General features: G+C 62.0%; 9 protein-coding genes. 5 read left to right on the top strand and 4 right to left on the bottom strand.

Going from position 1 to position 13,180, the window contains the following annotated elements; all coding sequences use genetic code 11:
* Positions 1-955 precede the first annotated feature (955 nt).
* Positions 956-2,095, bottom strand: a complete 1,140-nt coding sequence (locus tag JFC13_RS16620) for a DUF6882 domain-containing protein (protein WP_232488712.1) — start codon at positions 2,093-2,095, stop codon at positions 956-958.
* A gap of 229 nt (positions 2,096-2,324) precedes the next feature.
* Between JFC13_RS16620 and JFC13_RS16615 the strand changes: the two genes are divergently transcribed.
* The 5 genes from JFC13_RS16615 to JFC13_RS16595 all read left to right on the top strand — a co-directional run bounded on the left by JFC13_RS16615 (position 2,325) and on the right by JFC13_RS16595 (position 10,365).
* Positions 2,325-4,058: an ABC transporter ATP-binding protein gene (locus JFC13_RS16615; RefSeq protein ID WP_198398170.1), complete on the top strand. Its 1,734-nt coding sequence runs from the start codon at positions 2,325-2,327 to the stop codon at positions 4,056-4,058.
* A 1-nt stretch (position 4,059) separates the two neighbouring features.
* Positions 4,060-6,261, top strand: a complete 2,202-nt coding sequence (locus JFC13_RS16610; protein ID WP_269770062.1) for an ABC transporter ATP-binding protein — start codon at positions 4,060-4,062, stop codon at positions 6,259-6,261.
* A gap of 396 nt (positions 6,262-6,657) precedes the next feature.
* Positions 6,658-8,394, top strand: a complete 1,737-nt coding sequence (locus JFC13_RS16605; protein WP_198398152.1) for a hypothetical protein — start codon at positions 6,658-6,660, stop codon at positions 8,392-8,394.
* Positions 8,395-8,716: 322 nt separating this feature from the next.
* Entirely contained in the window at positions 8,717-9,211 is a 495-nt protein-coding gene (locus JFC13_RS16600; RefSeq protein WP_198398151.1) for a peptidoglycan-binding domain-containing protein, read from the top strand.
* 443 nt (positions 9,212-9,654) lie between these two features.
* Positions 9,655-10,365, top strand: a complete 711-nt coding sequence (locus JFC13_RS16595) for a hypothetical protein (RefSeq protein WP_198398150.1) — start codon at positions 9,655-9,657, stop codon at positions 10,363-10,365.
* A gap of 97 nt (positions 10,366-10,462) precedes the next feature.
* Here JFC13_RS16595 and purQ read toward each other — a convergent pair whose 3' ends face one another.
* From purQ to JFC13_RS16580, 3 genes are all read right to left on the bottom strand, one after another.
* Entirely contained in the window at positions 10,463-11,200 is a 738-nt protein-coding gene (gene purQ, locus JFC13_RS16590) for a phosphoribosylformylglycinamidine synthase subunit PurQ (RefSeq protein ID WP_198398149.1), read from the bottom strand.
* The gene (purS, locus tag JFC13_RS16585) at positions 11,200-11,454 is read right to left on the bottom strand and encodes a phosphoribosylformylglycinamidine synthase subunit PurS (RefSeq protein WP_198398148.1); all 255 of its coding nucleotides are present in this window, start codon (positions 11,452-11,454) and stop codon (positions 11,200-11,202) included. Before purS ends, purQ begins: the two co-directional genes overlap by 1 nt.
* Positions 11,455-11,606: 152 nt before the next feature.
* Positions 11,607-13,028 (bottom strand): NAD(P)/FAD-dependent oxidoreductase, encoded by a 1,422-nt coding sequence (locus tag JFC13_RS16580; RefSeq protein ID WP_198398147.1) that lies wholly within the window; start codon positions 13,026-13,028, stop codon positions 11,607-11,609.
* Positions 13,029-13,180: the final 152 nt, after the last annotated feature.

Raw genomic sequence — 13,180 nt, 5'->3', positions numbered from 1 at the left:
GATGGTACTGCAACTTGGTGGTTGTGGGAGAGTAAGTGACTGCCGCAATATTCTTTGGAGAGTGGCGGTGTGGGGTTCGATCCTGTGGGATTGTTCCTTACACCGCCATTCTTGTATTCACACGTGGTGTGTCTTCTTTGCTTGGGGCTGTTCCGTCGGTTGCGGGATAGCCCCTTTTTCATATTCACTGGCCCCATCGGGGTGGCCGGCAGGTTCGAGCGACGACTCCGACGGCCGTACCGGACCCCATGCGTCATGCGCGTAGCGTGTGGATGCCACCGACAGAAGCATCCCCAGCAAGCCGCGAGTGATCACTGTTCGACTGCTCTGGACGGGGCACTGGCTCCTCCGCATCTGACTGGCCGCTCTCGTGCAATACCTCGAGATGAGTCCCCTATGTCTGGCCCGGCGCTTTATGGGCTTCTCTCCGAGCGTGCAGGTCCTTGTTGGTCTCGCCGAGGTCGTAGCCGCAGCCTTCCCGCGGTTCCACCGCGTGGCTGGGAGCCCTCCTCGCCGCGTTCGGCATGACTGTCGTGTTCCGGCTCAATCTGATCTTCTACGAGCCTGTCCAGCCGCTCTCAGGCATCATCGCGTTGAGGGGATCATCGAACGCGTCGCCAACCTGCCAAGGCTCTCTCGCTTCTAAGTGTGCAAGCGGACAAGGTCGACCGTGGCACGGCAGGTATCGACGAACCGCATCTTCCTGGCGATCACACGCTTGGCCGGACCTCTCCTTATCCAAGCAGCCTTCGGTCAACTGACGAAAGACGGATCAGCGGCCGTCGATCTGAGATACGAAGACGGGAATCCGGCGAGGTCTGACTCACCGGATTCCCGTCTTCACGCAATTCTGATCTGACCCCTGGCCCGGGACGAAGGTACCTTCTTCGACCGCAACTTCAGCCGGTATCCACGCGTGCCGATCAACCGGCGATGGGCACGCACTACCCGCAGGTCAACGTCCGAAGAGCTTCGAGAACAGCCCCTTCTTCTTTTTCGGCTCCTCCGCCTTGGCCTCCTGCTCCTCTGGCTGGCGATCGCCGTCCTGTGCCTTGTCCGTTGGCGAGGCCGCAGGTTCTGGTTCGGCGACGCGCGGTTGCTCGGACCCGGTCTCGGGTGCGGGACGAGAAGAATCGGAGTCGCGCTCGTCACCTGGGCCCGCCTCGGCGGGGGATGGGGTCGGGGCGGTCTCGTGGGAGGTTTCGGTGGTGGACTCCACTGGCGACGACCCAGGTGTCGAATGCATCGATGGGGCGGCGGCCGAACCCGCGCCGGAGGCAGCGGTTTCAGGAGCCGGGCTCGGTGCAGGGGGAGCCGGCTGTGCAGCGGCCTCTGCGGCAGGAGTTCCAACGGATTCTTGGTCTGTCAAGGAAGCCCCGGTGGCCTGTGCATACTGCTGGGCGGCCTCGCCCTCAAGCGGGGCACCCATCTCGCAGTTGGAGATCCGGCGTTCCTCGTCAAAGGACAGATCGGCCGAACCATCAGCGAAGAGCAGACGCAGCCCGCCCTCGGGCAACTCCGCGGTGGGGATGCCCCGCTTGCTCACATACGCCACAAGCGCGGCGCGATGATCAGTCACCGTTGTCTGCGTCAGCCCCTGCATCAGGGCGCGCACCGTTGTCTTGACCTGAGGCTCGGGAAGGGTGAGCTCCGGAGCATCGACAAGGAGCCAGACAGTCGTACCGGCACCCGCTGCAGCCGGGTAGTGTGCCCATTTGCCGGTGATCTCCTTCGCCGCGAGGGTCAGACGCAGCGCCAGCTCCTCATCGAGGGGGAGCTCTTCCGTGATCAGCTCAGCGACATCCTCGGCGGCACCGAACTTGCGCACGTCGTGAGCGAGAGAGACGACGGGCTCGGGGAACTCGTTGATGTTCTCCCATCCCCACAGCCACGTGCTCTGCCCGTTCGACTCCGAGCCGAGCAGGTGCGGGCGACCACGCAGGACAGTCCCCTCTGAGGAGGTGAAGGTGAGATGCGGGTCGGAGGTGAAATCGACCTCCCATTCGGCATCGGCGATGAGTGCGCCGAAGTGCGTCTGCATCTCTGTGGAGAAGAAGACGGCGCGATTGACGAGGTCCTGCAAAGTTGTGCTCATGATTTCAAGACTAGAGGTGTGCGCCCGATTATCGAGGAGGCACGCGGAGCCACCGCCCAGGTCGGAGCTGGTTTCGCCGGGTCATGTCAGTGGCGTGTGGTGAACTGTAACGAATTGAGAGTCGGGTTCGACCTATTGCCAGGGAGGAGAATGCATGTAAGATTGCCTGTTGCGCTTTTGAATTTCTCAACGCCTTTTCGCGAACTACTCACATCTCTGGATGTCCACCGTGGCCCTATTACGCCTGTCCCTGAAATACGCTCGATCCTATTGGCTCTACATTGTCTTCGTCGTCGTCCTCCAGCTGGTTGCGACCATCGCGGCTCTATTCCTGCCGAGCCTGAATGCGCAGATCATCGACCAGGGAGTCGCCAAGGGCGATACCGACTTCATCTGGTCGACTGGAATGACGATGATCATCGTCTGCCTTGTCCAGGTCGTCACCGCTGTGACTGCCATCTTCTTCGGTGCCCGCACGGGCATGGGCGTCGGGCGGGATCTGCGTCGGGCCATCTACAGCAAGGTCGACGAGCTCTCGACGCTGGAGGTCGGCAGGTTCGGCAGCGCCACACTCATCACCCGTAACACCAACGATGTCCAACAGGTCCAGATGCTGGTGCTCATGACCCTGAACTTCATGGTCTCCACGCCGATCATGTGCATCGGTGGAATCATCATGGCGCTGCGCGAGGACGTGGGGTTGTCCTGGCTGGTATGGGTGTCCGTGCCAGCGCTGTTCATCGTCGTCGGCATCCTCGTCTACCTGCTCATGCCGCTGTTCCGACGGATGCAGGAACAGGTCGATGACATCAACGGAGTCCTCCGCGAACAGATCACCGGCATCAGGGTCGTGCGTGCGTTCGTGCGCGAGCCTTTCGAAGCCGACCGCTATGCCGACGCCAACCGGGCACTGACAGAGACCTCGGTCAAGGTCGGCAACCTCTTCGTGCTCATGTTCCCGGCGATCATGATGATCCTCCACCTCGCCACCGCCGCCGTGCTGTGGTTCGGCGGCCACCGCGTCGACGCAGGCCAGATGGAAGTCGGTTCACTCACTGCCTTCCTGCAGTACCTCCTGCAGATCCTCGTGGCCGTCATGATGGGTGTGTTCATGATGATGATGATTCCCCGCGCTGTCGTCTGCGCTGAGCGCATCTCCGAAGTCCTCGATTCCACCTCGTCCATGATCATCCCGAAGGGCGTCGACGAACTCCCGCGCCGAGGTGAGCTTGAGTTCCGCAATGTCACCTTCGGCTATCCCGGAGCCGAGGTTCCCGTTCTTGAGAACCTCAGCTTCACCGCACAGCCGGGCACGACGACTGCGATCATCGGCGCCACAGGTGCCGGCAAGTCCACCATCGTCAACCTCGTCCCCCGTCTGCTCGACCCGCAGTCAGGAGACGTGCTCATCGACGGTGTTCCCGTCAGCGCATTCAACCGGCATCAGCTGGCACAGCTGGTGGGTCTGGTGCCGCAGAAGCCGTATCTGTTCTCCGGCACCATCGCCTCCAACCTCCGGTTCGGAAACGAGTTCGCCGATGACTCCGAACTGTGGGAGGCGCTGACGACGGCCCAGGCAACGGACTTTGTGACCGATAAGACCGATCAGCTTGAGGCAGTCGTCGCCCAGGGCGGCACGAACTTCTCCGGCGGACAGCGGCAACGGCTCTGCATCGCGAGAGCTCTGGCTGCCAAGCCGAAGATCTTCGTCTTCGATGACTCGTTCTCAGCTCTGGACGTCGCCACCGACGGCCGGCTGCGCAGCGCCCTGGAGCAAACTACCGGCGATTCGACAGTCGTGGTCGTGGCTCAGCGAGTCTCCACGATTCGAGACGCCGACCAGATCATCGTCCTCGACGAGGGCAAGATCGTCGGCCGGGGAACTCACGAGGAACTTGTGGATGCGAATGAGACCTACCAGGAGATCGTCGAATCCCAACTGGCCACGGAAGGGGTGAACTGACATGACGCACCAGGAATCCAACGAGTCAACGACGTCAGACACCTCGGCGGCAACGACGACTGCCGACCCCGACACAGCGCAGGTCGCCGACGAGGACTACCTGCCGCAGGGCGGCGACGGGGACATGTTCGGCGACACCCCGGCGAGAAAGGCGAAGCACTTCTGGCCCTCGGTCAAACGACTGTTCGGACTGATGGCAACCGAGAAGCTCGGGCTCATCAACGTCGTCCTGCTCGTCATCGGTTCGGTCGTCCTCACCGTCATCGCGCCGAAGGTCCTGGGCAAGGCGATGGACATCGTCTATTCCGGTGTCATCGGATCTCAGCTGCCGGCCGGAGCCGACATCGACGACATCATCGCCGGTGCCCGCGCGGAAGGCAGAGACGACTTCGCCAATATGCTGGCCACCGCAGAGGTCGTTCCCGGCCAGGGCATCGACTTCACCGCGCTCGGCCAGATCATCATCATCGTCCTCCTCATGTACCTCGTGGCCTCGATGCTCATGTGGGCGCAGGGCTACATCCTCAACGCCCTCGTTATGCGGGTCGTCTATCGGCTCCGCGAAGATATTGAACGCACCATCAACAAGCTCCCGCTGCGATACTTCGACACCAGGCAGCGCGGCGACGTGATGTCGCGGGTGACCAACGACGTCGACAACATCCAGCAGGCGCTTCAGCAGGCCTTCTCTCAACTGGTTCAGTCCGCACTGACTATTGTGGGAATCGGCGTGATGATGTTCATCGTGTCCTGGCAGCTGGCGCTGCTGGCACTCATCGCGCTTCCGCTTTCCGCGGTCATCGCCGGAGTCATCGGCACCCGGTCGCAGAAGATGTTCAAGGCACAGTGGAAACACACCGGCGAAGTCAACGGACACGTCGAAGAATCGTTCTCCGGCCTCGACGTGGTCCGGGCCTTCGGCCGCGACGAGATCATGCTCGAAGAGTTCGACCGTCGCAACGAGTCTTTGTACAAGGCCTCGGCAGGTGCGCAGTTCGTGTCGGGCATGATCATGCCGGCGATGCAGTTCGTGTCCTACCTCAGTTACGTGCTCATCGCTGTCGCAGGCGGCCTGAAAGTGGCCTCGGGGCAGATGACGTTGGGTGACGCGACCGCGTTCATCCAGTACTCCCGTGAGTTCTCCCAGCCGATCTCCGAGATGGCCGGAGTGGCGAACATGCTGCAGTCCGGTGTCGCCTCGGCGGAGAGGACATTCGAACTGCTGGATGCCGAGGAGGAAGAACCCGACGACGCGCAGGAGACGCTGCCGCAGCGTACCCCGGGCCGGGTCGAGTTCTCCGAGGTCAGCTTCCGCTACACCGAGGACACTCCGCTCATCGAGAAGGTCTCGTTCACGGCCGAACCAGGTCACACGGTGGCCATCGTCGGACCGACCGGGGCAGGCAAAACCACCTTGGTCAACCTGGTGATGCGCTTCTACGAAATCACCGGTGGCCACATCTACCTCGACGGCACCGACACCCAGGATCTGACCCGAGCAGACCTGCGATCCCACGTGGGTATGGTGCTCCAGGACGCATGGCTGTTCGAAGGCACCATTCGAGAGAACATCCGGTACGGCAGACTCGACGCGACCGACGAAGAGGTCATGGCTGCCGCACAGGCAACCATGGTCGATCGCTTCGTACGACAGCTCCCCGATGGATACGACACGGTCATCGACTCCGACGGTGGCAGCGTCTCTGCCGGTGAACGCCAGCTCATCACGATCGCGCGGGCGTTCCTCGCCGACCCGTCACTGCTCATCCTCGACGAGGCGACATCTTCGGTCGACACCCGTACCGAGGTTCTCGTCCAACAGGCCATGGCTGCTCTGAGAACGGACAGAACATCGTTCGTCATCGCGCACCGCCTGTCGACGATCCGTGATGCCCACACCATTCTGGTGATGGAGGACGGAGCCATCGTCGAACACGGCAACCATGAGGAGCTGTTGAACGCGGAAGGAGCGTACTACCGCCTCTACATGTCACAGTTCCGTGGGGAGGATGCGGAGGAGCAATTCACCGCCGAGGTGCTCGCTGAGTCAGAGACCGAGATCGGAATCCTCGTCGAGGATCGAACGGACATGGATGCCGCTGACGACGCCGATGGCGTTGACGACGCAGAGTCTGCGGAAGGAATTCGCGACGGCGGGCCGGCCCCGAGGGGGCTGAAGGACGACACGGTCACAGACACCTGAACCCATTGCGACTGATGACATGGTCGCAACGGGCGAATCGGCCCCTGCAGCTTCGGCTGTGGGGGCCGAAGTCAATTCATTTCGAAGGTAACGATTATCGGCCAAAGATGACCGTCTCTGCACAATCGTGACATGGACTCGTCTCTGCTCTCACGCTGTCCCTGGTGCTGTGCCGGGAGAGAAAGCCGAGGTGGGCGGAGGAACCAGCACCGAAATGGGCAGGGCGGACCGTTCTTCGGACCAGGTTGATGTCTCGAACGGATAAACATTGTGGAATTTCTCAATCACATTTCCGTCATGAACTAAAAGACCAAAAGTCGCCACCCGCTAACTACGTACGTATGGTCCATTTCATCACCGAACATGGCAGCCACGCAGATCTCTGGAAGGATCATCATGAAACGGCTGGCACTTGCAGCAAGCATCGCACTGGCGATTTCCACGCTCGGAGTCGGTCCGGCGGCCGCGAGCACATTGACCACAGCTGAAGCATCGGCTGCGCAGGCAGGCACAGAGTCTCCGAGCGAAGATGCCGCAGATCCCGGTGAAGCAGACGACCCCGGTGCTGACGCATCCGACCCGGGCACAGGCACGAATGAAGCACAGGGTGATGCCGCGGCCACCGAGCCGCCTGCGGACGAGGCAGCCGATCCGGACGCAGCCGAAGACGGAGCGAAGAAGGACGGCGCCACCGACGGTGCAGAGGAAACCGAGGTGATCGATGCCAGCTTCTCCCTCGAGAAGACAGAGATGACAGCCGAAGAGATCGGTGACCCCAATCAGGGGATCCGGTACACCGTCGATTCCCTCAAAGCTGGGGACGTCGTCACCGCTGAACCCGGTGAAGCCACCTCGACGACGGTCGAGAGCGATGGTGCATTCACCGGGACGATCCTCGGTAACACAGAGCTCAAGACCGGTGACACGCTCGATGTCACAGTCACCGTCACGCGTGAGGGGGCGGAATCGAAGACCTTCAGCGGCAGCGTCGAGGTCGTGGCTCCCGATGATGAGGAGCAGGAGGCAGACCTGACAGTTTCGCCGGAGACTCAGAACGTGGACGACTTCATGAACGGCGGTGTCCAGATCACCCTCGTCAACTGCGTGATGGATGAAGAGGTCAATTTCCGCATCGCTCGCAAGGGCGACCCAGGCACCACCATCTGGGAGGACTCGCAGGTGGCCGGTGAAGATGGGGCAGGATCCACCACGTTCATGCCTGGCACGGGCGGTGACGGCTGGGTCGGTGACTTCGTAGTCACAGCTTCGTGCGGCGACAAGAGTGCGGAGACGACCTTCACCGTGACCGATGGTGACGGCGATGATGCGAACTCGGATCTCACCGTGTCGCCCAAGACTCAGAGCCTGGAAGACTTCCTCAACGACGGAGTCCACATGACATTCGTCAACTGCCATATGGACGAAGAGGTGACGTTCAGGGTGAGCACCAAGAGCGACCCTGATACCACCATCTGGGAAGAGACGCAGCAGGCCGGTGAAGACGCGGCCGGGCACGCGACGTTCATGCCCCAAGGTGAAGGCGGCAAGGCGTGGGTCGACGAGTTCCTCGTCATGGCTTCGTGCGGGGATAAGAGCGCAGAGTCGACCTTCACCGTGACCGGCGACGAAGACGCCGGCGCCGAAGCGAAGCTCTCCATCAATCCGGAGAAGATCTCTGCAGTCGACTTCATCAACCGAGACAAGGGGGTGACGATCACTGTCACCGAATGTGAACCCGGCAGCGAGGTCAAGTTCGAGGTCTGGGGACTCGAACCCAGTGGGAAGCTCTACGAACAGAGCGCCGAGGCGAATGAGAACGCAGCCGCCTCGGTCCAGATCTACGGACTCGGCGACGATCCCGCACCCTACGTCGGCACCTACAAGGTGTTTGCGATGTGCGCGGACCAAGCGGAGATGCAAGGCGAATTCCTCGTCACCAGCAACGGTGGCGGCACCGATGGCGGCAACGCCGGCGAGGCCGGCGATTCCGGCCCAGCGGATGATTCCGGCAATACCGGCTCGATGCCTCGCACCGGTGCCGAAATCACCGGACTCGGCGCAGGAGCAGTGTTGATCGTGGGAGGTGCTGCGACAGTTCTCTTCGCCCGTCGCCGATCACAGCCTGGGCAGTGATCGGCGACCCGACGGGCTGGTGAATACCCCCGGCCCGTCGGCGCGAATCGACACTGCCAGAAGGGCGTTCGGCCCCGGTGCACCGACTCATCGAATCTGCAGATGAGCCAGTGCGCCGGGGCCGAACTGCGTGCTATGACCCCAGCAGCGAAATTGTGTCGGCACCAACTCGCGGGCATGCCTTCTGAGTACCGTCGGACCCTTGTCGCAAGAGGAACTGCGCCCATAGATTGACGTTTGTGGCGGCAAGGCTGCTTCCACAAGTATTCACAGCCGGTGCCTCTCTCAATGAGGCTCCACCGGCATCGATAGAGGAGGAAACATGTCGAACCCCGGTCAGCCGATCATCGAAAAAGGGTCACAAGGCGATGTCGTCAAGAGGGCACAGCGAGCGCTGCGCAGGGTGCCGGATCATTCAGTGGCCGTCGACGGAATATTCGGGTCAGTCACGGAAGAAGCGGTGAAGAACTTCCAGCGAGGAGCCGGGCTGGACGATGATGGCATCGTCGGGGACAAGACCTGGGAAGCACTGCCTGACGGCGGACCGATGCCGGTGCTCAAGGAAGGTTCGACCCATAAGGCCGTCGCCGACCTGCAGGAAGTGCTGAAGAACGGTTCGGTCGAGGGGGACTGGCCCTCACCAGGGGAGCCAGACGGCAACTTCGGAGCCGAGACCAAGGCTGCTGTGGAGGGCTTCCAGAAGTGGGGCGAGGCCGACGTCGACGGCGTCGTCGGTGACGAGACGTGGTCGGTCGAGATGCATGCGGCATCCGCGACTCTCGAGACGGCCGTCGGCCTCAAATGGGTTGAGGACTGACTCGGACCTATTGCCTGGGCCCACTCAGCAGTGGGTCCAGGCAATAGAACCGAAATCGCCCATTACGATTGGATCGCGCGCGACGCGCGAAGACATCAATGCGTGACCCCGAAGCTGAACGCCACCTGAACCTGGCTCAGGGACATCGCCGCGCAGATGCAGAGTTCCACCTCATATCCACGACTGTTGCGACCTACTGAGCTGGAACGACGACGCGCTTCGGAGAACTGTGCGAGCCAGCTCAGCTTCAGCAGTCCCAGCATCGACTCAGCTCAATGGGTGAGCAAGTTTCGTTGTCATCACGGAGTGACAGATCTGTCATGACAGGCCTGTCATGACCACAACGAACACAACTCCACAACCGTCATCCGACCTTCGTAGTGTGACTGGCACAACCGAATATGGCTGTTACGACCTTTTGCTGCGAAAGAAGGATGATCACAATGAAGAAGCTCGCACTGGCAGCTTCCATCGCTCTTGGCCTCTCCGCCTTCGGAGTGGGACCGGCGACGGCTTCAGATGGCTCGAATCAGGATTCGGTGATGAAGGAAGCGGACTTGGCGTTGAAATACCGGGAGATGACGCCTCTCGAGGTCACACAGGGCACGGGCATCGAGTTCACGATCGACGGGCTCAAGAAGGGAGACGAGGTCACCACGAGCCTGGACAACGAGCTGCGGACAGCGGAGAAGGACGGAGCGTACGACGGGGCGGTTGTCATGGATGAGAAGCCCGACGATACGAACGTGAAGTTCACGGTTACGGTCAAACGCGGTGATGAGCCGGACCGCGTATTTGACGCTCGCGTCCACATCATCGAGGGCGATCGGGGTGACTACGATGACGGTACTCTCGTGATGGACCCGGAATCGACGACGCTCGACGAGTCGCTCTACCAAGAGGGACTCAACCTGACGATGGTCAACTGCTCGAGCAAGGACGAAGTCCTGTTCCAGGTGTTCAAGGAGGACGAAGAAGGCCGGTCGAAGGTCTGGGAGAAGAGGCAGCTCGCCGGTGAGGACGAGTCTGCATCAGTGAGGTACATGCCAAGGGACGGCATGCCCGATACGGGCGAGTACGAGGCCGTCGCCACGTGCGGTGATCTCGAGGACACGGCAGCAGTGACGGTCAAGCCGACCGAACCGCAGGAGTGAGGTCACTCCGGCCGACAACAAGGCACAAACTGCTGAGGGCCCCGAGGCGCGGCGTCATGCCGTGCTTCGGGGCCCTTTCGTGCACCGGTCTGTGAGCTCAGCCCCTGACCAGAGTGCGCACGGCAGAAGAGAAGAACCCCTGACCGTCGATGCCGCCGCCGTCTTCGGGTCCGAAACCGGCCTCGACAGCGTGTTCGGGGTGGGGCATGAGTCCCACGACGTTTCCGGCCTCATTCGTGATGCCGGCGATGTCACGCAGAGAACCGTTGGGGTTGAGCCCCTGATAGCGGAAGACCACGCGACCGGAGCCTTCGAGTTCGTCGAGAACCTCGTCGGTGGCGACGAATCCGCCTTCACCGTTCTTCAGCGGAATGCGAATGGTCTGTCCCTGTGAGTAGTCACCGGTCCAGGCAGTATTCGTGTTCTCCACGACCAGTTCCTGGTCACGGCAGACGAAATGCTGGTGGTCATTGCGGATGAGGGCGCCAGGCAGCAGGTGCGATTCGCACAGGATCTGGAATCCGTTGCAGATGCCCAGGACCGGCATTCCGGCGTTGGCGGCGGAGACGACGGCGTCCATAATCGGAGCGAAGCCCGCGATCGCGCCGCAGCGCAGGTAATCCCCGTAGGAGAACCCACCGGGCAGAATGACACCGTCGACACCGGCAAGCGTGGAATCGGCGTGCCACAGGTTGACCGGCTTCGCACCCGCAAGACGAACCGCACGTGCGGCATCACGATCATCGAGGGTGCCGGGGAATGTCACAACACCGATCGAGACTCCGGACTCAGCACCCGCCTCGGCGATGGTGGGCTCGGTGGCGACTGCGGTCATCAGGCTTCCTCGACGGCGCGAACGGCCACGACGTTCTCGATGACCGGGTTGGACAGGAGCTTCTCCGCCGCCTCACGAGCCTGCGCGAGAACCTCATCGGTGACCTCACCCTCGACCTCGAGTTCGAAGCGCTTCCCCTGTCGCACCTCACCGAAACCGGTGAAGCCGAGTCGGGACATTCCACCGGAGATCGCCTTACCCTGAGGGTCAAGAATCTCGGGTTTGGGCATCACCTCAACGACGACACTTGCCATGCGTGTTCTGCTCCTTCAAGAAAGTGTTCGGGAGTTCCTCCCGCGCTCGCTGAAAGTCTATCAAGCACGGAAGGAACTGCCGCTTTCGGTCCGAGCTTCGGACGTCACCGGTTGGCCGAGTCGTCACCGGTGCCCAGACGTCACAGGCAGCGTCAGGAGTCGAAGCCCATGCCCACAGCATCGAGCGCTTTGAGCAGCGGACCTCGTCGGCCTTCGTTGCTGTCGGCTCTGATCATCGCATTCGTCGTCATCTGGATGCCCAGCCAGGCCACCGGCTCAGGCGGGAAGGGCAGCGGAAGCTTGCGCACCATCTCCAGCTGGGTCAGCTCGGTGTCCTGCCCGGACAGCAGGTCGAGCATGACCGTGCCGGCGAATCGTGAAGCGCCCACGCCCAGTCCGGTGAAGCCGGCGGCCATCGCGACCTTCTTGCCGTAGGCCGTGGTGAAGAAGGAGAAGAAGCGCGAGCAGGTGTCGATCGGCCCACCCCATTTGTGGCTGAACGTCAGATCAGACAGCTGCGGGAAGGTCTCATAGAAGTGCTCGGCCAGGGTCTCGAAGGTCTCGGGGCGCTGGTCGTACTTCCACGACACCTGCCTCCCGTAGTGGTAGACCGCGTCCCATCCGCCGAAGAGGATGCGATTGTCGGCCGAGAGTCGGTAGTAGTGGAACCGGTTCGCGCAGTCGCCGATGCCCTGCCGTCCGCTCCAGCCGATGGAATCCAGCTGCTCATCGCTGAGCGGTTCGGTCATCAGGGCATAGTCGTAGACAGGGACGGTATGCAGACTGGCCCGCTTGAGCAGCGAGGGGAAGACGTTCGTGGCCAGAGCAACGCGATCGGCCGTGATGATGCTGCAGGGAGCGGTTCTGCTGTCCTCGAGGCTCTGGGCAGTCACCAGAGTCGTGACCTGGACCGTCGATTTCCGGTCACTGACATCCGTGACCTTCGTGCCTTCGAAGACCTCGACGCCGAGTTCTCGGATGACCCGCAGCAGCTCCCAGCACAGCTTGGCAGGGTTGACCATGGCGACCTCGCGCGAGTCCCAGAGAGCACCCTTGTAGGTCGGGGACTTCACGATCTGAGCCAGCTCCTCCTGGTTGTAGAAGATGAAACCGGCCTCTGGGTCGTGTGCTTCTCGCAGCTCCGGGACCTGGTAGTCCTCGGTCGCGACGTCGAGTTCACCGGTGCGCTCGAACTCGACGTCCATGCCGTACCTGGTCACAGCCGCGCCGATCGCATCGAGGTTCTCCCGCCCCAGTTGTGCCAGGCGTTCGTTCTCGTTCGGCAGATGGGACTCACCGTTGTCATAGCCGTGGGTCAGGCTGGCTGCGCAGAACCCGCCGTTGCGGCCAGAGGCAGCCCATCCGATCGAATTCGCCTCGACCAGGACGACATGGCGCCTTGGGTCACGCTCCTTTGCCTGCAGCGCTGTCCACAGCCCGGTGAAACCACCTCCGACGATGACGAGGTCGGCCTCAATGTTGTGGGTCAGCGGCGGCAGGGGTTCCGGGCGCTGAGCGGAATCGAGCCAGAACGGCACGGTGGAGGCGTCGGCCAGTGCGGCATTGACGTCCATGTCATTTCTCCTTCTGTCTGACCGCAGTCGTCTGCGGCCCGACGGCATTCGTCTGCCATCTGTCGGCATTCGTATTCTGCCTTGCGGCAATCATTGCAGGGGTGGCAACACTGAAGTCCCAGGGCCCACCTCGGCGAGACCACCCGCCCACC

The organism is Brevibacterium antiquum (assembly GCF_016107655.1).
Lineage (GTDB): Bacteria > Actinomycetota > Actinomycetes > Actinomycetales > Brevibacteriaceae > Brevibacterium > Brevibacterium antiquum.
This window is presented reverse-complemented; position numbering and strand designations above follow the sequence as displayed.